The 22,543-nt window shown below is 41.7% G+C and carries 21 protein-coding genes; 9 read left to right on the top strand and 12 right to left on the bottom strand.

The features are described 5' to 3' along the window. Window positions 1–23 precede the first annotated feature (23 nt). Complete coding sequence (locus tag ACPF64_RS04005; RefSeq protein ID WP_426455637.1) at window positions 24–755, top strand: sulfite exporter TauE/SafE family protein; 732 nt, start codon at window positions 24–26, stop codon at window positions 753–755. Between the two features lie 9 nt (window positions 756–764). Here the strand turns inward: ACPF64_RS04005 and ACPF64_RS04000 are convergent, their stop codons facing one another. From ACPF64_RS04000 to ACPF64_RS03985, 4 genes are all read right to left on the bottom strand, one after another. Next, a complete protein-coding gene (locus ACPF64_RS04000; protein ID WP_426455636.1) occupies window positions 765–1,655 on the bottom strand; it encodes a LysR family transcriptional regulator in 891 nt (296 codons plus the stop codon). A gap of 106 nt (window positions 1,656–1,761) precedes the next feature. Further along, window positions 1,762–3,057 carry a solute carrier family 23 protein gene (locus ACPF64_RS03995; protein ID WP_017388876.1) on the bottom strand — a complete coding sequence of 432 codons (1,296 nt, stop codon included), beginning with the start codon at window positions 3,055–3,057 and terminating at the stop codon, window positions 1,762–1,764. Between the two features lie 298 nt (window positions 3,058–3,355). After that, window positions 3,356–6,040, bottom strand: a complete 2,685-nt coding sequence (gene ppc, locus ACPF64_RS03990) for a phosphoenolpyruvate carboxylase (RefSeq protein WP_003654312.1) — start codon at window positions 6,038–6,040, stop codon at window positions 3,356–3,358. 170 nt (window positions 6,041–6,210) lie between these two features. Next, window positions 6,211–6,834: a TetR/AcrR family transcriptional regulator gene (locus ACPF64_RS03985; protein WP_426455635.1), complete on the bottom strand. Its 624-nt coding sequence runs from the start codon at window positions 6,832–6,834 to the stop codon at window positions 6,211–6,213. Window positions 6,835–6,982: 148 nt separating this feature from the next. On the opposite strand from ACPF64_RS03985, the gene ACPF64_RS03980 reads away from it, so the two are divergent. The 4 genes from ACPF64_RS03980 (at window position 6,983) to dnaJ (ending at window position 12,943) form a co-directional block, all read left to right on the top strand. Continuing rightward, a complete protein-coding gene (locus tag ACPF64_RS03980) occupies window positions 6,983–8,089 on the top strand; it encodes an efflux RND transporter periplasmic adaptor subunit (RefSeq protein ID WP_426455634.1) in 1,107 nt (368 codons plus the stop codon). Continuing rightward, window positions 8,086–11,211, top strand: coding sequence for an efflux RND transporter permease subunit (locus ACPF64_RS03975; protein WP_426455633.1), 3,126 nt, complete (start codon window positions 8,086–8,088; stop codon window positions 11,209–11,211). Before ACPF64_RS03980 ends, ACPF64_RS03975 begins: the two co-directional genes overlap by 4 nt. Before the next feature lie 138 nt (window positions 11,212–11,349). Next, complete coding sequence (locus ACPF64_RS03970; protein WP_016139760.1) at window positions 11,350–11,727, top strand: hypothetical protein; 378 nt, start codon at window positions 11,350–11,352, stop codon at window positions 11,725–11,727. A 103-nt stretch (window positions 11,728–11,830) separates the two neighbouring features. Continuing rightward, complete coding sequence (dnaJ, locus tag ACPF64_RS03965) at window positions 11,831–12,943, top strand: molecular chaperone DnaJ (RefSeq protein ID WP_003654301.1); 1,113 nt, start codon at window positions 11,831–11,833, stop codon at window positions 12,941–12,943. A 114-nt stretch (window positions 12,944–13,057) separates the two neighbouring features. Here the strand turns inward: dnaJ and ACPF64_RS03960 are convergent, their stop codons facing one another. Further along, the gene (locus ACPF64_RS03960) at window positions 13,058–13,420 is read right to left on the bottom strand and encodes a hypothetical protein (protein WP_426455632.1); all 363 of its coding nucleotides are present in this window, start codon (window positions 13,418–13,420) and stop codon (window positions 13,058–13,060) included. 184 nt (window positions 13,421–13,604) lie between these two features. Here ACPF64_RS03960 and dapB point away from each other — a divergent pair, with 184 nt between their 5' ends. Beyond that, complete coding sequence (gene dapB, locus ACPF64_RS03955; protein WP_017391117.1) at window positions 13,605–14,426, top strand: 4-hydroxy-tetrahydrodipicolinate reductase; 822 nt, start codon at window positions 13,605–13,607, stop codon at window positions 14,424–14,426. Window positions 14,427–14,476: 50 nt separating this feature from the next. Further along, complete coding sequence (locus ACPF64_RS03950; protein ID WP_005037811.1) at window positions 14,477–15,130, top strand: START domain-containing protein; 654 nt, start codon at window positions 14,477–14,479, stop codon at window positions 15,128–15,130. Between the two features lie 41 nt (window positions 15,131–15,171). On the opposite strand, the gene ACPF64_RS03945 is transcribed toward ACPF64_RS03950, so the two are convergent. Further along, window positions 15,172–16,362 (bottom strand): MFS transporter, encoded by a 1,191-nt coding sequence (locus ACPF64_RS03945; protein WP_005037814.1) that lies wholly within the window; start codon window positions 16,360–16,362, stop codon window positions 15,172–15,174. Window positions 16,363–16,366: 4 nt separating this feature from the next. Continuing rightward, on the bottom strand, window positions 16,367–17,170 hold the full coding sequence (dkgB, locus tag ACPF64_RS03940) for a 2,5-didehydrogluconate reductase DkgB (RefSeq protein WP_426455631.1): 804 nt from the start codon (window positions 17,168–17,170) through the stop codon (window positions 16,367–16,369). A 120-nt stretch (window positions 17,171–17,290) separates the two neighbouring features. Here dkgB and ACPF64_RS03935 point away from each other — a divergent pair, with 120 nt between their 5' ends. Further along, window positions 17,291–18,193 carry a LysR family transcriptional regulator gene (locus tag ACPF64_RS03935; RefSeq protein WP_426455630.1) on the top strand — a complete coding sequence of 301 codons (903 nt, stop codon included), beginning with the start codon at window positions 17,291–17,293 and terminating at the stop codon, window positions 18,191–18,193. Here the strand turns inward: ACPF64_RS03935 and ACPF64_RS03930 are convergent. Continuing rightward, complete coding sequence (locus tag ACPF64_RS03930; RefSeq protein WP_426455629.1) at window positions 18,177–18,551, bottom strand: hypothetical protein; 375 nt, start codon at window positions 18,549–18,551, stop codon at window positions 18,177–18,179. The two genes, ACPF64_RS03935 and ACPF64_RS03930, sit on opposite strands and share 17 nt — an antisense overlap. Window positions 18,552–18,641: 90 nt before the next feature. Here ACPF64_RS03930 and ACPF64_RS03925 point away from each other — a divergent pair, with 90 nt between their 5' ends. Continuing rightward, on the top strand, window positions 18,642–20,066 hold the full coding sequence (locus ACPF64_RS03925) for a PLP-dependent aminotransferase family protein (RefSeq protein ID WP_426455628.1): 1,425 nt from the start codon (window positions 18,642–18,644) through the stop codon (window positions 20,064–20,066). Window positions 20,067–20,068: 2 nt separating this feature from the next. Here the strand turns inward: ACPF64_RS03925 and ahr are convergent, their stop codons facing one another. Genes ahr through ACPF64_RS03905 form a run of 4 tightly spaced genes read right to left on the bottom strand, consistent with a single transcriptional unit; the run spans window position 20,069 to window position 22,518 of the window. Continuing rightward, window positions 20,069–21,097: an NADPH-dependent aldehyde reductase Ahr gene (ahr, locus tag ACPF64_RS03920; RefSeq protein ID WP_426455627.1), complete on the bottom strand. Its 1,029-nt coding sequence runs from the start codon at window positions 21,095–21,097 to the stop codon at window positions 20,069–20,071. A 38-nt stretch (window positions 21,098–21,135) separates the two neighbouring features. Continuing rightward, the gene (locus ACPF64_RS03915) at window positions 21,136–21,696 is read right to left on the bottom strand and encodes a DNA-3-methyladenine glycosylase I (protein ID WP_426455626.1); all 561 of its coding nucleotides are present in this window, start codon (window positions 21,694–21,696) and stop codon (window positions 21,136–21,138) included. A 30-nt stretch (window positions 21,697–21,726) separates the two neighbouring features. Continuing rightward, window positions 21,727–21,972 carry a hypothetical protein gene (locus ACPF64_RS03910; protein ID WP_001287364.1) on the bottom strand — a complete coding sequence of 82 codons (246 nt, stop codon included), beginning with the start codon at window positions 21,970–21,972 and terminating at the stop codon, window positions 21,727–21,729. Window positions 21,973–21,981: 9 nt separating this feature from the next. Beyond that, window positions 21,982–22,518 (bottom strand): M23 family metallopeptidase, encoded by a 537-nt coding sequence (locus tag ACPF64_RS03905; protein ID WP_004640170.1) that lies wholly within the window; start codon window positions 22,516–22,518, stop codon window positions 21,982–21,984. Window positions 22,519–22,543 lie beyond the last annotated feature (25 nt).

Genomic DNA, 22,543 nt, shown 5'->3' with positions numbered 1-22,543 from the left:
ATGTAGGGAATCGGAGATAAACAGTGACATTTCTAGCAATTATTATGATGGTGTTTGCCTTTGCTGGCATGATTAAAGGCATGATTGGTCTAGGGTTGCCCGCAGTATCGATGGGCTTACTCACCATCGCAATGAGTCCTTTTCAAGCAGCCTCTTTACTCATTGTTCCTTCAATGGTCACTAATGTTTGGCAGCTTTTCGCTGAAGGACATGTCTGGGCTTTTATTCGCCGTTTCTGGACTTTGCTTGTAGGCATTGTAGTGGGCTCAATATGGAGCTTTCTGCCCACCTTGAGCCAAAGTCATGGGCATAGTAGTGAAATTTTATTGGGCTGCATGCTAGCTTTATATGGGCTCTATGGTCTATGCGTGAAGAAGCTTCCACACTTAGGGGCACATGAACGTTGGTTATCGCCCATCATTGGTTATATTGGTGGGGCAGTGACCGTAGCTACTGGGGTTATTATTATTCCAGTAGTGCCTTACTTGCAGTCGTTGCATTTAAAACGTGATGAGTTGGTACAGGCTTTGGGGCTGACTTTTACTGTCTCTACCATTTGTCTTGCAGTCTTTTTACACCACAACCCTATGTCAGGAATAACGCTAGACTATCGTTTATCTTTTGCGGCTTTATTTGCTGCATTAGTTGGAATGTGGTTAGGTAAAAAAATCCGTTATCGACTGAATGAGCAGTTATTCCGCCGTATTTTTTTCATTGGTTTAGTGTCATTAGGGATTTATATGGTTTTGCACTAAGCCAAGTATTTAAGGGCGATATTGCAGTAAAAAATCTGCAAATTGCTGATAATTGTTGGGAAGCTGACTGAAATCTTGTGTGGCTAAAAGCAGTTTACGATTTGCCCACGCGCCTATCAGTTGAATGGAATGAAAATCATAGTCCGATTGCAAACGCTGTGCAGCACGGGCGGGCATAATTGCAATTCCAACACCTTTCGCCACAACCTCAGCAATTGCGCCAAAATTAGGTAAACGTAAACGGTACTGTATGTTAAAGCCTAGTAATTTAGCTTGGGTTTCGATGGACTGTTGCAAAGAGTGATGGGCTTTAAGACCAATAAAGCCATAACTTAGAGCATCTACCAAATTCAGCTTTTGGTGTTGAGCTAAATTGTGAGTAATAGGGCAAATCAGAACTAACGGATCACTCGCAAATTCCTTAGTTTGCAAATGTCGGGTATCGAAAAAGCTTGAGACTAGACCGAGACTCGCACTTCCTTGGGTTAATGCATCTACAATTTCTGAGCTTTCTGCCTCATGCAAATCGATATTTATTTTAGGATGAAGCACTAAATATTGCGGTAATAATGTAGGCAAATATTCACTTTGAGCAGAAGAGTTACACCAAAGGATCAATGATTCTGTGGTCTTTTGCCTAAAACGCTGCATTTCTTGTTCGAGTTGATCTTTTTGCGCTAAAAGCTGACGAGCATGTTCTACAAAAGCATGACCAGCTGTAGTGAGTTCGACTCCTGTTGTCTGGCGAATAAATAAAGGAGTTTCAAAATATTGTTCGAGTTTTTTTATACGTTCGCTAGCAGCTTGAAGTGAAATCGCGGAACGATCTGCACCTTTAGTTAGGCTACCTGTAGAAACAATATGGAGAACCAGTTGTAAATCAAAAAAATCAAAACGCATGACAGGGAACGTATTGAAGGGTAAGAGATCATCATACTAAAAAGTGATCAAGAAAGGGCGATGAAAAATAATAATAAAAAAGGCAGCTGATGCTGCCTTTTGGAACTTACGTTTTATCTTTTAAACTAAACAACCAGTTCAAAATAATGGCTGCAAACGTTGCTGTACCAATGCCGCCTAAATTGAAATTACCAAACATCAATTCAAAGTTTCCAGCACCTAAAATAATCGTCACAGAAGCAACAATCAGGTTTTTATTGTTAGAAAAATCGACTTTATTTTCAATCCAGATTTTTGCACCAGCAATGGTAATTAAACCAAACACGACAATAGACGCGCCTGTTAAAACAGCATTTGGGATGGTACTAATCACTGCACCAAATTTTGGAGATAAACCCAAGAAAATAGCGAAGATACCAGCAATGACAAAAACAATCGTTGAATAGACACGAGTTACCGCCATGACCCCAATGTTTTCACCATAAGTGGTCATACCCGGTGCACCTACGCTACCAGACAGCGTTGTTGCCAGACCATCTGCGACAAACGCTTTGCCCAATTGTGGAGTCAGGTTTTCACCAGTCATGGCACCTACAGCTTTAATATGCCCTAGGTTTTCTGCTACTAAAATAAGCGCAACTGGAGCAATAATGAGCATAGCTCTGGTGTCAAAAGTAGGGTGTGAAAAACTTGGGATACCGAACCATGCAGCTTGAGAGATCTGGCTAAAATCGATTGGTTTACCTAAACCTAGCCCATTGGTGGTGATGGCATAAATCACATAAGCCAAGATTAAACCGACCAATAGAAGTAGACGTTGCAATAAGCCACGAGTAAAAACCGCAATACTTCCCATACAAAGTACGGTAATGAGTGCCATCCACATTTCAAATGGTTGGCCTGCAACACCTTTAATCGTAACAGGTGCAAGGTTTAGACCAATAATCATCACAATCGCGCCAGTAACGACAGGCGGCATAAGTTTTTCAATCCAGCGTGTACCGGTGAGCATCACAATAAAACCGATCAGGGCATAAAACACGCCGCACGCAACGATTCCACCTAAAGCCATAGATAGGTTTGGATTTGCACCTGAACCTGTAATATGCCCAGTCGCTGCTGCAACGACCCCAATAAAAGCAAAGCTTGAACCTAAATAACTTGGAACGCGACCACCTGTAATTAAGAAGAACAGGATGGTACAGATGCCAGACATTAAAATGGCAAGATTTGGATTAAAACCCATGAGTAATGGTGCTAAAACAGTTGCTCCAAACATGGCAAACGCATGTTGGATACCTAAAATAGCACTTTGAACAGGAGGGAGATATTCGTTGGTAGAGACTGGTCGATGGTCAATATCACCTTGGTAAGGCTGCCATTTTGGAAACCAATTGGACATAAAATAAACTCGTTATTCTTTAATTGGTGCAATGATACTCTTTCTTGAGAATGCATTTAATCTCTAGAGAGAAGTATGTCAGTGAAAATTAATTATTTTTTAACGATTGGTATAATTTTTTAAATTCTAAATGTACGTATTTAGTTATTTTTTTCTTATAAAAATTAATTTTATGATTTTTAAAAAATATTTAAAAAAATAGAAAATCGGGGAAAATTTAAGAAAACTGGGGAACTTTGTAAGTAAAAAGCAGCGCATCGGTAATGCACTGCTTTGTTAAACAATCGGTAAAATCAGCTTAGCCAGTGTTACGTAAACCAGCAGCAATACCTGCAATACTCACCATTAGCGCATGATCAACAGGGGTGTTTTCTGCTTGACGCTCAGCGAGATAATCACGACGGCGTTTCATCAGTTCAGCCTGTAAAAGGTGTAAAGGTAGTAAATAAGGTTTGCGAACTTGCATAGACTGATCAAGAACTTCGTTATTGCTCAGAAGTTTTGATTCATCTTTTAAAGCAAGTAGGGTTTCAACAGCATCTTTTAATCGCTGACGTAATTGGTTGCCGAGTACTTTTAAATCTTCATCTTCAGTCAGATGTGATTCGTAGTAGAGCGCAATATTGGCATCGGCTTTTGATAATACCATTTCCAGCATATCGATGAGTGTCTGGAAATAAGGCCATTGCTGGAGCATTTCATCAAGCGTTGCTTTTTGCTGATCAGCAATCACTTCATTAATTGCTGCCCCAGTGCCTAACCATGCAGGCAACATTAAACGGATTTGTGTCCATGCAAACACCCATGGAATGGCACGTAAAGACTCGATGCCGCCACTCACTTTACGTTTTGCCGGACGTGAGCCTAAAGGCAACATTTGTAACTCAAGCTCAGGCGTAACGGTCCGTAAATATTTCACGAAGTGTGGGTTTTCACGAACTGTTTGACGATAGACCTTAACAGAATGATCTGTCATACGGTTCATGAGTTCACGCCACTCAGCTTTAGGTTCCGGTGGTGGTAATAAGGTCGCTTCAAGTGTTGCTGCGGTATAGATTTCAAGGTTTTGCATGGCAATCCCTTCTAGACCGAATTTGAAGCGGATCATTTCACCTTGTTCTGTAACTCGGATTGCACCCGAGATCGAACCCGGTGGCTGTGAAAATAGAGCCTGTTGAGTTGGAGCACCGCCACGACTAATTGAACCACCACGACCGTGGAACAGAGTCAACTGTACGCCGTGTGTTTGAGCAATTGCAGTCAGCTCTTCTTGAGCACGATATTGCGCCCAGTTGGCAGACATAAATCCAGCATCTTTTGCAGAGTCGGAGTAACCGATCATAACTTCGTGCTTGCCCTGAATATGCTGTTTATACCAATGCATATTGAACAGCGTATTCATCGTAGTTGCAGCGCCATCTAAATCCTTTAAAGTTTCAAATAAAGGAACTACTCGTAAAGGATGCTGAATACCTGCTTCTTTTTGCAATAACAATACAGCTAAAACATCACTTGGATATTCAGCCATAGAAATAATATAAGCTCCTAAAGATTCAGGCGGTTGGTCTGCCAAAGTACGCATGGTTGCAAATACTTCTTGAACATCTGGGTGTCCAATCAAACTGCCTTCAGGTTCATTAATATATTTCGGTAAAAGAGGACGTTTGCTTTGTAATTCCTGAATTAGAAAGTTTTGGCGCGCTTGTTCAGTCCACGATTCAAAATTACCTAAACCTAAGTATTCGGTAATTGCTGAAATTGCTTGGCGGTGACGACCTGATTCTTGGCGAATGTCGAGTTTAAGTAGTTCAATACCAAAACAGTTCACACGGTAGATAAAGTCGAGTAGTTGACCATTCGCAATTTCAGGCAGATTACTGTCGATTAAAGAGCGATAGCACAATAATAACGGTTGTAAGAGCTCATCTTTACTTTTAATCACATTCGTATCGTCTGCTTCGAGTCCTTGCAAACGTTGAGCTAACCAGTGACGAGTCGCTTTTAAGCGTTCTCGTGTTGCACGTAAATACTCACGATAAGGTTCTGCATGTTGGTTACCAATTGCCTGAATCATTTCTTCAGAACAGGTTTGAATTGAGAGTTCCCAACGCAAGTTTTCGATATCTCTTAAATAGAGATCGGCAGCTTGCCAGCGCGATAACCACAGAACTTCTTGTGTAATTTGATGGGTAACATTTGGGTTACCATCACGGTCTCCACCCATCCAAGAGGCGAAACGCACTGGTGCAATGTTAAGGGGTAAGTTTTGTTGGCAATTTTCTTGAACCAACTCATTTAACTCACGAATAAATTTAGGTACTGCATTCCAGAGTGTTTGCTCAATCGTCGCAAAGCCCCATTTTGCTTCATCAACAGGAGTCGGACGATGTTGACGAATTTCATCTGTTTGCCATGCCGAACTAATTTGTTGCTTTAGGTTCGCAAGTGCACTTTGACGCTCTCGTGGAGTAAGTTTTTGCTGATCAAGCTGTGATAGACAAGCATTGATATCATCATATTTCTGAATGAGCGTACGACGGCTAACTTCGGTTGGATGTGCCGTAAGTACCAGCTCGATATCAAGATCACAAACTTGTTGGAATAGTTTTTCTGTCGAAATACTTTTATCTTTAAATTTTTCAAATAGGTGAACAAGTGGATTCGGAGAGTTGGCATCCGAATCAAACTCTGCCTGTCTGCGGCTACGGACCACATGATATTGTTCGGCAATATTGGCAAAATTTAGGAAATGAGAAAAAGCTCGGGTAAGGGGAAGTAGTTCATCGTCGGGTAAATTTAAAAATAATTGTTCTAGTTGCTTTTGGGCTTCAGCTTGGCCATCACGTGCACCTTTAGCAAGGGCACGAATTTGCTCGATCTGATTAAACAGCTCTTGTCCTGCATGTTGCTTTAGGGTTTCACCTAATAAATTACCAAGTAAGCGGACATCCTCGCGCAGTGGCGCATCGATTTGCTGAACCATGCTATTTTCTCCTGTTCTTATCCTTATCGAATATAGCGTGATTAACAAACATTCCAAGCTTTGAGCGTAAGAAAATGTGAATTTTTGCTTAAAAAATAACATTTAATTTGCATGCGATAGTGTTAACGATGACATGCACTCAGTACAACTTTTGGCAATGGTACTTTGGTTTAAGTCCGATATTTGAGCAGGAATAAAGCAATTGTATCTTGAATAATTTGCTCAAGCTCGTGAGCATTTGGTACAGCAATGATCCCAAGTAAAACCTTCTGGTGGCGTACGCCAAGCAATAAGGACATAAGAAGCTCGGTTTGATAAGTAGGATTATCGGTTTGAATAAAACCTAATTGAGCCGCTTTTTGCAAAAACTCAGCTAATTGATTTTGCAGGCGGGTATGGGATGCATCAAAAAACTGTAGAGCGAGAGGACTTTGTTCTGCTGCAAGTTCAAATAAAACGTGCTCGAGCTTAAGCGCTTCAGGTGAGTAAATAATCTGCAAAGCACGTAAACAAACACTGTGGAGTGTCTGGCAAAAGTCTGCCGAGGCATCTAATTCAAATTGTTTAGTGCAGAGAGACTCTTCACAGGTTTCTGTAATTGCGCAAATAAATAGATTGGCTTTGTCTTGAAAGTGATTATAAACCGTGAGCTTAGTGACACCTGCTTCCTGTGCAATCTGGTTCATGCTGGTACCGTGATAGCCAGATTTTAAAAAAATAGCTTTCGCGGCTTGTAAGATACGAGCACGTTTTTCTAGATCTTTGGGGCGCCCACTTTGATTAACTGTTTGCACAAAACCCTCTGTTAAAAATTTAAAAAATAGCGATTTATAAGTTTTTCTTTAATTAATGTACCCATGAGTATATTAATTAAAAAACAAACAATTTATGATGCAAGCATATTGTGCCTTAAAAAATCAGTTTGAATAAGAGCGATAAGATATGAATCTGTTAAAACCTCTCATCATGAGTATGGTGATTGTTTGTACGGTCACATTAATGGGGTGTAGTAAAGAAGCCCCAAAAACAGAAGAAATACCCTATGTGATGGTGGCTCAACCCTTGACCACACTCAATGAACAAAAAAGCTATGCAGGGGATGTGCAAGCCAGACAACAAACGGCTTTAGCGTTTCGAGTCGGTGGGCAAGTTACGGCACGTTACGTGGACGTCGGTGACCGAGTTAAGGTTGGACAAGTTTTAGCAAAGCTTGACGTGGCAGATGCTCAGCTACAGTTAAATGCTGCTAAAGCCCAACTGGACAATGCACAGGCAGCAGCAAAAACGGCATCAGATGAATTAAAACGTTTTCAGCAGTTACTGCCAATTAATGCGGTTAGCCGTTCGCAATATGACACAGTAAAAAATCAATATGACTCGGCACAAGCAGCGTTACAACAAGCTCGTTCTAACTATGAAGTTTCTGCCAATCAGACAGGATATAACCAACTCGTTTCTAATAAAAACGGGGTGATTACTGCGCGAAACATTGAAATTGGACAAGTGGTTGCAGCGGGTCAAGCCGCTTATCAACTGGCAATTGATGGAGAGCGTGAAGTTGTCATTGGCGTACCAGAACAAGCGGTTGCCGAGATCAAGGTTGGTCAGGCAGCTTGGGTCACTTTATGGTCTAAACCGAATGACCGATTTGCTGGTTATGTACGTGAAGTTTCTCCCGCGGCTGATCAGTCTCGTACATTTACGGTTAAGGTTGCACTCAAAGAAGGTCAATCTGTTATTCAGCTTGGACAAAGTGCACGCGTATTTTTTAGCTCGACTCAAACCAATGTGATGAGTGTGCCACTTTCGAGTGTCTCAGCAACAGATAATCAACCTTATGTATGGGTTGTTAATGCGAATCAGACATTGCGTAAAGTACCTGTAACGATTGGTGCATATGGAAAAGACAGCGTACCGGTATTATCTGGCTTGGCCCCAAATGATTGGGTTGTGATTGGCGGCGTACATTTGCTACGTGATAAACAGAAGATTTACCCGATTGACCGTGAAAACCGTGGGGTGAAAATTCAGGGAGCAACCCAGCCATGAAATTCAATCTCTCGGAATGGGCATTAAATAATAAAGGCATCGTCCTTTATTTTATGCTGTTGCTTGGTATTATCGGTGCGATCTCTTATTCAAAATTATCACAAAGTGAAGACCCACCCTTTACCTTTAAGGTAATGGTGGTACAGACCTACTGGCCTGGAGCGACTGCCAAAGAAGTTTCTACTTTAGTTACGGACCGTATCGAAAAGGAACTCATGACAACAGGGCAGTATGACAAGATTATGGCTTACTCCCGTCCAGGCGAGTCGTTGGTCACTTTTGTTGCTAAGGATTCACTTACTTCTGACAAGATTCCCGATGTTTGGTACAACGTTCGTAAGAAGGTCAATGACATTCGCCATGAACTGCCAAACGGTGTACAAGGTCCATTTTTCAATGACGAATTTGGAGACACTTACGGCAATATTTATGTACTGACAGGCAAAGACTTTGACTATGCACTTCTTAAGGAATATGCAGATCGTTTGCAATTACAGCTTCAACGGGTCAAGGATGTCAGTAAGGTCGAATTAATTGGTCTGCAAGATCAAAAAATCTGGATTGAGATTTCTAACACAAAAGCAGTACAGCTCGGTATTCCGGTGACTGCGATTCAAGATGCCTTACAAAAGCAAAATAGTATGGCAAGTGCAGGTTTTTTTGAAACAGGCACAGACCGCATTCAGATTCGGGTAAGTGGTCATTTACAAAACATTGATGAAATTAAGAAAATGCCTTTACTGGTAGGCGATAAAACCATTCAGCTCGGAGATGTCGCTGATGTCTACCGTGGTTTTAGTCAACCTGCTCAGCCACGTATGCGTTTCATGGGTGAAAATGGCATTGGTATTGCTTTATCGATGCGTAAAGGCGGTGACATTATTGCCTTAGGTAAAAATCTCGACACAGAATTTGCCCAACTGCAAAAAACTTTGCCTTTAGGCATGAAACTCCAAAAAGTTTCTGACCAACCTGTAGCGGTACAACGCAGTATTCAGGAGTTTATAAAGGTACTCGCTGAAGCAGTTATTATTGTCTTGTTAGTGAGTTTTTTCTCTTTAGGTTTCCGTACAGGATTGGTTGTCGCTTTTTCTATTCCTTTAGTTTTAGCAATGACCTTTGCGGGTATGAGTCTATTCGATGTCGGCCTGCATAAGATTTCACTGGGTGCCTTGATTCTGGCGCTAGGTTTGTTAGTCGATGACGCCATTATTGCTGTCGAGATGATGGCAATTAAGATGGAGCAGGGGTATAGCCGAATTAAAGCCGCCGGATTTGCGTGGAAAACAACAGCATTTCCGATGCTCACTGGAACACTGATTACCGCGGCTGGTTTCTTACCGATCGCTACTGCTCAGTCTGGTACTGGTGAATACACACGTTCTATCTTTCAGGTGGTGACGATTGCCTTATTGGTGTCTTGGGTTGCAGCAGTTTTATTCGTACCTTATTTAGGCGAAAAGCTATTACCCGATTTTACTAAAACAGGTCATCAGGCACCTTGGTATGTCCGTTTATGGGCAAGATTAACTAAAAAACCGCAACCGCAAACTGTGGCTATTTCACAGGACCATCACTACGATCCTTACCAATCTAGCTTCTATTTACGTTTTAGAAAGATGGTCGAGTTCTGTGTGACTTACCGTAAAACCGTAATTGCGACTACGGTGGGTATTTTTGTGCTATCTGTGCTGATGTTTAAGATCGTTCCTCAGCAGTTTTTCCCACCATCGAACCGTGCCGAGATTTTAGTTGATTTAAAACTTGAAGAAGGCGCTTCTTTAACAGCGACAGAACAAGCTGTGAAAAAGGTTGAAAAATTCCTGTCTAAACAAAAAGGTATTGATAACTATGTGGCCTATGTCGGTACAGGTTCACCACGTTTTTATTTACCGTTAGACCAGCAATTACCGCAAGCCAGCTTTGCGCAGTTTGTTGTACTCGCATCATCACTGGATGATCGTGATGAAATTCGTCGCTCGTTAGAAACACAAATTAAGCAACTACTTCCGCAAGTTCGTACTCGCGTGTCATTACTGGAAAATGGTCCACCTGTTGGTTATCCGTTGCAATATCGTGTGTCGGGTGAAGATCAAAATCTGGTACGTCAAGAAGCACAGAAAGTCGCTAAACTGATGAGCGAAAATCCGAATACCACCAATGTGCATTTAGATTGGGGTGAGCCGAGTAAGATTATTTCAATTCAAATTGACCAAGACCGTGCTCGACAAATGGGTGTGTCTAGTCTGGATTTAGCGAACTTCATTAATGCATCAATTACAGGTAGTGCGATTGAGCAATATCGTGAAAAACGTGAACTCATTGAAATCCGTTTACGTGGTGATCAGGCAGAGCGAGTTGAAGTGGCTTCACTGGCAAGTTTGGCTGTCCCAACGACCAATGGAACGACTGTGCCTTTAGCCCAGATTGCTAAAATTGAGTATAAGTTTGAAGATGGCTTAATCTGGCATCGTAACCGCTTACCAACCATTACCGTTCGCGCAGATATCCGAACTCAATTACAACCAGCTACAGTTGTTGGTGAGTTAGCTGAATCAATGGATAAGTTACGTGCTGAATTACCAAGTGGCTATCTTGTTGAAGTTGGTGGAACGGTAGAAGAGTCTGCACGTGGGCAAAATTCCGTTAATGCGGGTATGCCACTGTTTTTAGCGGTTGTCATGACATTACTGATGATTCAGCTCAAAAGCTTATCGCGCGCGACCATTGTGTTGTTAACAGCTCCACTAGGTTTAATTGGTGTGGTTTTATTCTTACTGTTATTTAACAAACCATTTGGCTTTGTGGCCATGTTAGGCACAATTGCACTCTCTGGCATGATCATGCGTAACTCACTTATCTTGATTGATCAAATTGAACAAGACAGGCAAGCAGGTCATTCAACATGGGAAGCGATTATTGAGGCGACTGTACGTCGATTCCGTCCGATTATTTTGACTGCTTTGGCCGCGGTTCTGGCCATGATTCCACTTTCACGGAGTATTTTCTTTGGTCCGATGGCAGTTGCGATCATGGGTGGATTGATTGTTGCCACGTTATTGACATTATTTTTCTTACCTGCACTCTACGCAGCATGGTTTAAGGTGAAAAAAACCGCATAAAATACATAAATTTTTTGTGAATAAAGGTGCGAAATATTGAAAACTCCAATATAGTAGCACCTGTCTTTACACAAAAAATACAGGATTATTTCACTGCATAAAAAATAGGCAAATGCAGTGAATTGAGGTGAAATACAGATGGGGCAAGACCATATCGAACAGCATCGCCGTTATATTGTAATTTCTTATGCGTTCATGTTTCTTGCATTGTTTACAGTTATTTTTGCAGCCTTTGCTTATTTGGTTGCTCGTAAAGTAGCAGTTGTAGATAATGCGGAAGTTTGGATTCATGCGCATGCACTATGGATTATGCGAAACGGGATTCTATTTCTTTGTATGGCAATTTTTGCTGCGGTCTGGTTTATTCCGCTCTTCTTTTTTGCATGGGACAGTAATCTTTGGGTAACTGCCTCTACGGTTGCTGGTGTGGTATTTAGCGCGATTGCGTGGTTATTTCTATTAAATGCATGGTTAAAAGGCTTGTCTAAATATTTAAAAAATAAGGCAGTTTTTTAATATATCTATTTTTTAAACATTTTCCCCTTGTAAATTCGGCTAAAGCACCCCATTTAGTCGGCAATAGAGTATTGATAAAATTCCGTGAGGAGCACCGCCAAAAATGGCTAAACGTGATTATTATGAGGTTTTAGGCGTTTCAAAAACCGCAAGTGATGATGAGATCAAAAAAGCCTACCGTAAATTGGCGATGAAATATCATCCTGATAGAAACCCTGACAATGCCGAAGCTGAAGAGAAATTTAAAGAAGCTGCTGAAGCTTATGAAGTTTTATCGGATAGCGAAAAGCGTAGCATGTACGATCGCATGGGTCATAATGCGTTCGAAGGTGGCTTTGGCGGCGGTGGTGGCGGCTTTGGCGGCTTTAGTGCAGAAGATATTTTTAGCCAGTTCGGTGATATCTTCGGTGGTGCATTCGGTGGTGGTGGACGTCAACAGCGTCAACGTCGCGGATCAGATTTACGCTATGTAATGGAACTTACCCTTGAAGAAGCTGTAAAAGGGGTGAAAAAAACCATTACCTTTACTGCTCCTGCACCATGTGATGTGTGTGATGGTAAAGGTTCAAAAAATCCAAAAGATGTTGAAACTTGTAAAACTTGTCATGGTTCAGGACAAGTGCGTATGCAGCAAGGTTTCTTCTCTGTACAACAAACATGTGGTACTTGTCGTGGCCAAGGTAAAATTATTAAAAACCCTTGTCAGGCATGTCATGGTTCTGGTGTAGCTGATCGCCAGCAAACGTTGGAAGTTACAATTCCAGCGGGTGTAGATAATGGTGACCGCGTACGTTTGAGTGGCAAAGGCGAAGCAATTCGTGATGGCCAATCAGGTGATTTGTACGTTGAAGTGGTTGTTCGCGAACACGAAATTTTCCAACGTGATGGTGCCGACCTTTATATGGATGTACCTGTTAGCATTGCTGATGCTGCACTTGGTAAAGAAATTGAAATTCCAACTTTGGAAGGTCGTGTTAGCTTGAAGATTCCTGAGGGAACTCAAACAGGCAAATTATTCCGTTTACGTGGTAAAGGCGTTCGTCCAGTACGTAGCAGCATGGTGGGTGATTTACTCTGCCGTATTGTGATAGAAACACCAGTGAACTTGAATGCTCGCCAACGTGAATTACTTAAAGAATTGCAAGCTTCTTTTGATGGAGAAGACAGTGCTTCTTCACCAAAGAAAAAATCATTCTTTGATCGTTTGTTTGATTAATACTTGATTAGATAAGAAATTAAAAAGAAGGCGGATATTGATAAAATATCCGCCTTTTTATTGCGCTGATTCATCTTATTATTTTTATTCTGCTTAAAAGAAAATTACGTCTGCTTACTCTGTAGGGTGAGCAACATCAATGTCGTCAACACTTACAGTCGGTTCGCTAGAAGCAAGAGTAGAAGCATTTTCGATAACTGGTGCGACTACTGCTTCTGCCTGTACAGCTACTTTAGGCGTTTCTGTCGTTGTTTCGCCAATAATCGGGTCAATATCTTCAACTTTAACGGCGGTATTGGCATCGGTTACTACGCTAATTTGAGCTGTAGGCGTTGCTGTTTGAGTATTTACGTTAGTCGTAATGCGTGCTTTAGATAAGCTTTCTAATGTGTCTCCTGGCTGGATTGCAGGCTCTGCAAATGCCACTGAACTCATAATCCCCATCATCGCTGTGAAGCCAATAATTCTCGAATGCATGTTGAACTCCTTATAGTCATCTTTTTTTCATTCGTGGCTGAGTAGTGTGCCGATCAATTCTTTAACTTTTGTGAAAACAGATTAAATTTCAGCTGATCTTAAAAAATAATTTTTACTTTTTATCGTGAGCAAAGAGTTTTGATATAGTAGACAAATTACGTAAAACAGAAGATTGAGAAGGATTATGTCAGCAGCTCCACGCATTGGTGTTTTAGGTGCAGGCGGTCGTATGGGCCGTACGCTTATTCAAGCAGTTCAACAGGCAGGCTATCAATTGGCTGCTGCGGTAGAGCGTCCGGAAAGTAGTTTGGTAGGCACTGACGCTGGTGAGCTTGCTGGTATTGGTTCAGTGGGTGTGAAGGTTTCAGGAAGTTTGGCAGATGTTCTGAAAGACTGCGATGTAATCATTGATTTTACTGCACCAGTTGCAACTGCTCAGCATTTGAAGCTTTGCCGTGAAGCTGGGGTTGCCATGGTTATTGGTACAACGGGCATGTCAGATGAACAAAAAGCTGAGTTAGACGAAGTTGCCACTCATACACCTGTGGTTTACGCTGCGAACTATTCAGTAGGTGTAAATGTATCAATCAAGTTACTTGAGCTTGCAGCAAAAGTATTTGGCGATACAGTAGATATTGAAGTGATTGAAGCTCACCACCGTCATAAAGTAGATGCGCCGTCAGGTACAGCGTTAATGATGGGTGAAGCGATTGCAGATACTTTAGGCCGTAACTTAAAAGAAGTTGCTGTTTATGGACGTGAAGGACATACAGGCCCACGTGACCGTCAAACGATTGGTTTCGAAACCATTCGTGGTGGTGATATTGTTGGCGAACACACAGTTATGTTCATTGGTGAAGGTGAGCGCGTTGAAGTGACTCATAAAGCAACTAACCGTATGAACTTTGCTGCTGGTGCAGTGCGAGCTGCGGCATGGGTTGTGGGCCGTGAAGCGCGTAAATATGACATGAAAGATGTTTTAGGATTGAACGACGTACAGGTTTAAAACCCTGTACGTATTCCATGTGTAGCGAGAAAAAAAAGATAGAGCAGAACATGAATAAAAAACAAATTGCCCTGACCACTCTTCTTTGTTTAAGTAGCCTCTGGACGGGGGCTGCTTCTACAGAAAAAGCTAAATTAAGCTTAGACCGCAATAATATTAAAGTCTGGACCTATCAGAAGACTGATAATCCAGTCTTTCAATATAAAGCAGAAACGACATTTGATGTGCCACTCGAACGCGCTGTCGCCGTGATTTTAGATGTGAATCGTGCCGATCAGTGGGTGCCTTATATGGGCAAAGTTGAAATGTTGTCTCAAGATGAGAAAAAAGGTGAGTTCACACTGTATATGGTGTTGGATTTTCCATTTCCTTTGAAAGATCGTGATGTCGTTGTAAAAGGAAAAATGAGCAAGGCTGCAAATGGCGTTGTGACAATTAAAAATACTGCAATTAGCGGAAATTATCCGATACAACCCGATGTGGTGCGCTTAACACGCTATGAAGGGGACTGGACATTCCAGAAACTTGCAAATAATAAGGTGAAAGTAACCACCAGTGGCTATGCTGATCCTGCTGGTGCAATTCCATTAAGTTTTGTGAATATGTTTGTTCAACAGCAGCCTTACCAGATGCTGCTTAAAATGAAGCGCGAAGTGACCAGTCCGATTTATGAACAACCGAAATTACCAGATATTTTAAAATAAATAACTTAAAAAAAAGCGCCTGAAATCAGGCGCTTTTTTTATTAATCTGAACACTGCTGTAACGCTTGGGCAGGGCTGCTCTCGCGTTTGATTTGCAATAAAACCAATAACAACGCTAACCCAGCCAGTAATGCGCCAGCAAATGATACTGCGCTATAACCCCAACCTAAATCGAGTACTAATGCGCCTGCTGCTGCTCCTACTGCGTTACCTAGGTTAAATGCACCGATATTTACTGAAGAGGCAAGGCCTGGTGCTTCGTGAGCGACGGACATTACACGCATTTGTAATGGAGGCACTAAAGCAAAGGTTGCTGCACCCCAGATCACTAAAGCAATGGCTGCACCAATCTGACTTTGTGCAAGAATCGGGAAAGTCACCATCATCACAATCAATAGAACCAAGAAACCAATCAGGGTTTTGTTGATGGACAAATCTGCAAAACGTCCACCTAAATGGTTACCAATCGAGAAACCGACACCAATCAGCATCAGCATAAAAGTAATGAAGGTCGGTGAAGCATGGGTAAACTCAGTCAAACTTGGCGCAATATAGGTATAGAGCGTAAACATTGCACCCGCACCGAGTACGGTGGTGAGCAAGGCAAGTATTACAGGAGTGCGCGTTAACACTTTCAACTCAGCTTTCACATTTGGTTTTTGGGCAACCATACCTTGTGGGAGGGCTTTCCATAAAGCGAGCATGGTAATCACACCAAGCAAGGAAATTGCAAGGAAAGACATACGCCAGCCAATGTTTTGCCCAACCCATGTTGCCAAAGGCACACCACCAATATTGGCAATGGTTAGGCCCATAAACATGGTTGCTACAGCACTGGCCTGTTTATGTGCGGGCACAATGCTTGCTGCTACAACTGAACCTATCCCGAAGAACGCACCGTGGTTCAAGCTTGTGATGAGACGAGCACCTAATAAGCTCATATAGCTTGGTGAAAATGCTGCGATCAGGTTACCTACCGTAAAGATCGCCATGAGAAAAATAAGCGCATTACGTCGTGCAAAACCACCAAACCAAAGGGTCATGAACGGGGCACCTAGCATTACGCCAAGTGCATAACCTGTAATTAACATACCGGCTGTTGGAATTGAAATCCCTAAATCATTAGCGATATTCGGCAATAATCCCATTGGTGAGAATTCGGTGGTTCCAATGGCAAAGGCACCAATTGCCAATGCCAATAACGAGAACGCCGTATTTGATTGAGTGTTCATGAGTTTAGTCCCAAACTGGTGCCCATGGCTCTGGGCTAACTTCACGACTGTTACGGTCGAGCTCAGCAATCATTTGCATTTCAGCTGAAGTTAACTCGATATCCTGTGCTTTTAAATTGCTCATCAGGTTTTCACGTTTAGTCGAAGATGGAATGACTGCAAAACCACGTTGCAATGCCCACGCAAGTGCAATTTGTGCTGTTGTTGCTTGATGAGCTGCTGCAATTTTAGCTAGAACTGGGTCTTGAAGCACTTTGCCGTACGCAAGCGTCATATATGAAGTGACATCAATATTCTTCTCTTGTAAGAAGTTCACAAGTTTGTGGTTTTGAAGATAAGGGCTTAGCTCAATCTGATTAGTTGCAATATGTTCTGCACCAATTGTGTCAATTGCTTGTTGGGTAAGCTCAATATTGAAGTTTGAGATACCAATTTTTTTAGTAAGGCCTTGTTGCTTTGCCTCAAGTAAAAGCTGCATGATTTCAGGAATCGAAACGTCTAAGTCCGGTGCTGGCCAGTGAATCAACGTTAAATCGACATGGTCAGTACGAAGTTTTTGTAAGCTCTCTTTTAAGCTTGGAATAAATTTATCTTGAGCAAAATTATCTACCCAGATTTTTGTGGTTAAAAATAAATCCTGACGTGATATGCCGCTTTCGGCAATGGCTTGACCAATCGCTGCTTCATTGTCATAAATTTGAGCAGTATCAATTGCACGGTAACCTACATCTAAAGCATTTTTAACAGAATCAATCACCGCTTGCTCTTTTAGACGGAAAGTTCCTAGACCAAAACGTGGGATATTCATGTGTTCACCTGAATTTAAATAATTGTTTAACTTGAGGTGCATTTTGCTCGGATTATTGTTGCGAAAAAATAGATGAATAAGCAAAATATCTTTGATGATTAGTCAATAATAGAATAAGCCATGAAATCAACAATTGAAGAACTTGTTGCCTTTATCACAATTATTGATACAGGCTCATTTGTAGCTGCCGCAGAACATTTAAAACAGACACCTTCAGGGGTAAGCCGTTCTTTAACACGCTTAGAGACTAAGTTAGATGTGACCTTGTTAGAGCGAACGACACGTAAGTTGAAACTGACTCAAGAAGGGCAACAGTTTCTGGTAAAGGCTCGTAAAATCTTAAATGAGCTTAATGCAGCTGAAGAAGAACTACAAAAATCTGATCAGGGTACGGCAGGACTCATTCGTATTGATTCGGCTACTCCGTTTGTTTTACACGTGATTGCACCATTAATGCATAAGTTTCGTGAGTGCTATCCAGATATTGAAATTGAGTTAAATAGCAATGATCAGGTGATTGACTTGCTGCAACATAAAACGGATGTGGCATTTCGGTTTGGGGAGCTCAATGATTCGAGCCTACATGCCAAACTAGTTTGTAAAAGTCGCTTATTTATTGTGGCGAGCCCAGAATATTTAGCGATTAAGGGTACTCCAATACAACCAGAAGAACTCGAACAACATGATCTGATTGGTTTTACCAGACCTACCTATATCAATAGTTGGCCGATTAAAGTTGGCGATGAATATTTTTTTGCACAAGCAAAAATTAAAGCTTCCAGTGGAGAGACGGTACGTCAACTCACCATTAGAGGGCATGGTATTGCACGGCTATCTGAATTTGAAGTTTGGAAAGATATTGAAGAAGGGCGATTGATTGCATTATTTGAAGATCAAATTGAACATCAATATCAAAGCATCCATGCTGTGTATTATCAACAAGAGCATCTACCAAAACGAATCCGTTTATTCATTGAGTTTTTGGCAGAACAGTTAAAAGATGGTTTTAAAAACGCTCTCTAAAAGTAGCATAGCCATCAGTAGGAAAATGAACCTCTAGAAGTGGAGTGGTTTGTCCTTCTGATGAATGCTGGGCCAGAAAATAGCTTTTTTGCTGTTGGCGGCAACTAAAATATAATTTGGAATAGGCCGAGTTCACCATCACAACTTCATTTGAGCTATTACGCTTATATTGATAATGAGAAATCGTACTGGCCTCATCATCAGTGCGCTGCTCCAATTTGTAGTCTTGTTGATTCGTCATTTTTAAATAACCCTCAATCAGACTTTGGCAAACCGTATGTCTGTACTGTTCGTTTTTTGGTTGAGGTTGGCAACCTGCTAAAACAATAGTCAATAACAATATAGCTTTTAATTTCATGATTTTGCTACTCTTTGAGTTGATTTCTATAGCGTAAAGGTGTTCTATAAACCAGTACAGATACAGAAATTTTTAAAAAAGCAGCACAGAATGACTTTCCAATATCAGGTTCTTGCCAATCAATTAGCACATCGTATTTATCAAGATGAGCTCAAGTCTCATCAGAAGCTGATTTCTTTACGAGATTTTGCTCGTCAGCACAGTATTAGCTTAAGCACGGCAAAAAGTTGTTATGAGTTACTTGAGGCAAGGGGACTCATTTATGTAAAGCCGAAATCGGGTTATTTTGTGGTTGCCAGAACCCAATCTAGTCCTATTCCTGATAGCCCAGATTTTTTGTCTTTACCTCGGCAAGTCTCAAATCTGGAGTTGCATAACCAAATTCAAGAGGCTGCCTTACAAAGTCATCTGGTACCGTTAGGTTCGATCCAGTTGACGCCTCATTTTATTCCGGTAGAAGGCTTACGCCGTTCTATTCAACGTGCTTTAAAAAATTGTCAGCCACAAGACTTTCTCTACTGTAACAAACAAGGACATGAACAATTAAGAAAAGCGCTTTCTGATCATTGGCGTGAAGATGGCATTTTTATCGCAGCAGAAGATATTTTCATTACCAATGGTTGTATACCTGCTTTGTCTTTAGTGATTCAGCATCTAACAGAAGTAGGGGATAGTATTTTGATTCCGACACCTACTTTCAATGGGCAACTACAGCTTTTAGCCAGTTTAAAACGACAAATTATTGAAATTCCAGCGCACCATCGCGGAATCGATCTTGAGCGTTTAGAGTCATTAATGCAGCAAGGTTTGGCGAAGGTTTGCCTCATGACAGCCAACTATCAAAACCCTTTAGGTTATTGTTTAAGTAATACAGAAAAACAAAAGATTGCTGAATTAGCTGCAAGATATCAGTGCTTTATTATTGAAGACGATATTTTTGGTGAATGTGGTTACAGTAATGAACGCCCGCTGCCGATTCGCTATTGGGACCGTGAGGGCTATGTCATTTGGTGTGGGTCGGTTTCTAAGTCGCTGTCGAGCGCGTATCGGGTAGGGTGGTTTTGTTTAAGTGCAAAGTTACAGCATTTAAGACTTGAGCTTCTGGCAAGTAATATTGGGGTGAATACGCCCTTACAATTAGGTCTGGCAGATTTTATTTATAGCCGTGGTTATCGAGAGCATTTAGAGCAGCTACGGCCAAATCTGATGCGGCAAGTTGAGCAATACCGCAGCTGTATTTTGAGAGCGTTTGACGGCCTTCCAATTGCATTGAGTCAGCCAGAAGGCGGCTATGCACTCTGGATACAATTACCTAAGGGTGTGGATACATTAGCGCTGTATTACACTGCGAAAGCTCAAGGAATTACTGTGGTTCCCGGTCATGTTTTTGGTGAAGATGAACGCTATCGGCATTTCATTCGTTTAAATGCCGGCCATGAATTAACAGCAGATGTCCGCCAAGCAATTAGTGACTTGGCAGACTGGTCGCGACAACAGATGAAAACAGTAAGTTAGTTTTATTCTGCAAAGTCTGCTTTAAGCACAATACGGTAACGGGCCTGACCTGAGTGTAAACGTTCAATTGCTTCATTAAGCTGTGACATTGGGAATAGCTCAATTTGAGGTGCAATTTTTTTGCGTGCAGCAAACTTTAAAAGTTGACGCAGTGCAGCAGGTGAACCTGTAGGTGAGCCTGTCACTGACTTGGCACCGTCAATAAGCGATCCGACAGAAACTGGAACAGGTTCAAGGGTAAGTCCCAAGAAATGCAAAGAGCCGTTTGGTGCTAGTGTAGAAATGAAAGCGCGCCAATTTAAGGTCACATTCACGGTACTCAGCAATAAATCAAATTTACCTTTTTGTGCTTTTACCGCGTCTGTGTCACGGCTATTCACCACATGGTCGGCGCCCATTGCTTTGAGCTCTTCCGTTTTGTCAGGATTAGAACTGAATGCCGTGATTTCACAGCCCCAAGCCTTAAGTAGTTTAATGGCCATATGACCTAAACCGCCAATCCCAATCACACCTACATGGTGTGTTGCCTGAATTTTGTGTTTGAGTAGCGGATCAAAAACGGTAATTCCGCCACATAGTAAAGGACCTGCGCTTTCTGGGTCTAAATCATCGGGGAGGGGAATAATCCACTGCCAACCTGCACGTACTTTATCGGCAAAACCACCGGCATGCCCCACGATTGTTGCAACATTTTCACCCGTACAAAGGACTTGCTGACCACCAATACATTCATCACATGCTTGGCAGCTCTCCGCTGTCCAGCCAATGCCTACACGTTGTCCAATTTGTAAACCTTTGGCTTCTGAGCCTAAAGCAACAATTCGTCCAATAATTTCATGGCCTGCAACGACAGGGTACACAGTTGAACGCCATTCATTGTTTAGAACAGAAATATCAGAATGGCATAAACCACAGTATTCAACTTTTACTTCAACCTGATGCGGTTGTAATTCACCTGCATCAAATTGGTAAGGAACCAGTTTTTCACCTGCCTGCATAGCGGCATAAGCTTGAATTGTATTATTGCTCATCGGAAACTCCTTAAGCGGATTTGATCCGTTATGGTGGGTTATGAAGCTTTAAACTGACAATTGTTTTCATGATCATTGACCATGCCGACTGCTTGCATAAAAGCATAACAGGTGGTTGGACCAACGAATTTGAAGCCATTCTTTTTGAGTGTTTTGGAAAGTTTTACACTGAGTTCAGTTTGTGCTGGTGCCTGACGATAATCTACAACATCGTTTTGTTGAGGGGCCGCATCTACAAATTGCCAAAGCCATGTAGTGACATCACCGACTTGTGCTTTGAGTGCTTGCCAAGCAATTGCATTATCACGAATTGCTTTAAGTTTGCCTAAGTGGCGAATTAAACCCGCATCGGATAATTTTAGTTCTAAAAAGTCATCTGTGAATGAGGCAATTTCTGCAATTGGGTGATTAAAGAAGTGGTCTCGGTAACTTTCTCTTTTTTTGAGTACGGTAATCCAAGATAAGCCAGCTTGTTGACCTTCCAGACAAAGCATCTCAAACAATCGTGCTTCATCATGTTCTGGTTTACCCCATTCTTCATCATGATAGGTAATGTAGAGGGGATCATTGGAACACCATCCGCAGCGTTGAGTTTTCATGATGATGTTCCTTATATTTATCTTAGAATTTTAAAGTTTAAATAACACCCATTCATTTGGGCGCGTATCCCAATAATACAGTTCAGCTTGAGTTAAGTCTTCAAACTTTAGCCAAAAGTCTTTGCCCACTTTATCTGAAAAACCGGTACTGATTAGCAGGGCATCGTCGCTGATTTCCATGATCCAGCCTTGATAGCTATTGCCATTTAAAATGATCTTTTGCTGATTGCCTGACTCGGCAAACTCTACTAAGCGATTGATCAGCGCTTCCGACATACAATGTTCCTAGCGTAAATAAGAATAAGGGTTAATAGCACCACGCCCTTTACCATCTAGATAAAGACCATAATGCAAATGAGGTGAAGTATAACGTGCATTGCCCGTGTTGCCGACATAGCCGATCAGATCACCTTTTTTGACATAGTCACCGACATTTAGTCCACGTTTGTGACCATCAAGATGAGCATAATAATGCCATGTTCCTGCTGGACCTAAAATCCAGATGACTTTACCACCGAGATTATTATTGCGCAGATCTGCAACAAGCCCTTCGGTTGCACTGTACACTTTGGTTCCACGTGGAGCCAAAATATCAATTCCTTCATGACTACGGCCCTGACTGCGTGCAGCTCCCCACGTATCTTTTAACTCATCTCGGTCGACACCTTTCACAGGCACAGGAAGTCGATTTGCGAGTTGCATACTTTTAAGCTTGCTGACTTGAGCTGGTGGGAGTGGGGCTGGTTTTTTAGGTGCACTGGCACAGGCAGCCAATAGAAGAATTAAAAAACCAAGTGAGAAATGAGAAACAAAACGTCGCACAAAATACTCCCTGTCACTGCCATAT

The organism is Acinetobacter sp. KB005 (assembly GCF_049949095.1).
Taxonomy (GTDB): Bacteria; Pseudomonadota; Gammaproteobacteria; order Pseudomonadales; family Moraxellaceae; genus Acinetobacter; species Acinetobacter calcoaceticus.
This window is presented reverse-complemented; position numbering and strand designations above follow the sequence as displayed.

Excerpts from the sequence above, each read along its gene's own strand:
- ACPF64_RS03975 (WP_426455633.1), top strand. The coding sequence starts at position 8,086 with ATGAAATTCAATCTCTCGGAATGGGCATTAAATAATAAAGGCATCGTC.
- ACPF64_RS03945 (WP_005037814.1), bottom strand. The coding sequence starts at position 16,362 with ATGAACACTCAATCAAATACGGCGTTCTCGTTATTGGCATTGGCAATT.
- dnaJ (WP_003654301.1), top strand. The coding sequence starts at position 11,831 with ATGGCTAAACGTGATTATTATGAGGTTTTAGGCGTTTCAAAAACCGCA.
- ACPF64_RS03910 (WP_001287364.1), bottom strand. The coding sequence starts at position 21,972 with ATGTCGGAAGCGCTGATCAATCGCTTAGTAGAGTTTGCCGAGTCAGGC.
- ACPF64_RS03930 (WP_426455629.1), bottom strand. The coding sequence starts at position 18,551 with ATGAAATTAAAAGCTATATTGTTATTGACTATTGTTTTAGCAGGTTGC.
- dapB (WP_017391117.1), top strand. The coding sequence starts at position 13,605 with ATGTCAGCAGCTCCACGCATTGGTGTTTTAGGTGCAGGCGGTCGTATG.
- dkgB (WP_426455631.1), bottom strand. The coding sequence starts at position 17,170 with ATGAATATCCCACGTTTTGGTCTAGGAACTTTCCGTCTAAAAGAGCAA.
- ACPF64_RS03935 (WP_426455630.1), top strand. The coding sequence starts at position 17,291 with ATGAAATCAACAATTGAAGAACTTGTTGCCTTTATCACAATTATTGAT.
- ACPF64_RS03925 (WP_426455628.1), top strand. The coding sequence starts at position 18,642 with ATGACTTTCCAATATCAGGTTCTTGCCAATCAATTAGCACATCGTATT.
- ahr (WP_426455627.1), bottom strand. The coding sequence starts at position 21,097 with ATGAGCAATAATACAATTCAAGCTTATGCCGCTATGCAGGCAGGTGAA.
- ACPF64_RS03915 (WP_426455626.1), bottom strand. The coding sequence starts at position 21,696 with ATGAAAACTCAACGCTGCGGATGGTGTTCCAATGATCCCCTCTACATT.
- ACPF64_RS03950 (WP_005037811.1), top strand. The coding sequence starts at position 14,477 with ATGAATAAAAAACAAATTGCCCTGACCACTCTTCTTTGTTTAAGTAGC.
- ppc (WP_003654312.1), bottom strand. The coding sequence starts at position 6,040 with ATGGTTCAGCAAATCGATGCGCCACTGCGCGAGGATGTCCGCTTACTT.
- ACPF64_RS03970 (WP_016139760.1), top strand. The coding sequence starts at position 11,350 with ATGGGGCAAGACCATATCGAACAGCATCGCCGTTATATTGTAATTTCT.
- ACPF64_RS03960 (WP_426455632.1), bottom strand. The coding sequence starts at position 13,420 with ATGCATTCGAGAATTATTGGCTTCACAGCGATGATGGGGATTATGAGT.
- ACPF64_RS03980 (WP_426455634.1), top strand. The coding sequence starts at position 6,983 with ATGAATCTGTTAAAACCTCTCATCATGAGTATGGTGATTGTTTGTACG.
- ACPF64_RS04000 (WP_426455636.1), bottom strand. The coding sequence starts at position 1,655 with ATGCGTTTTGATTTTTTTGATTTACAACTGGTTCTCCATATTGTTTCT.
- ACPF64_RS03995 (WP_017388876.1), bottom strand. The coding sequence starts at position 3,057 with ATGTCCAATTGGTTTCCAAAATGGCAGCCTTACCAAGGTGATATTGAC.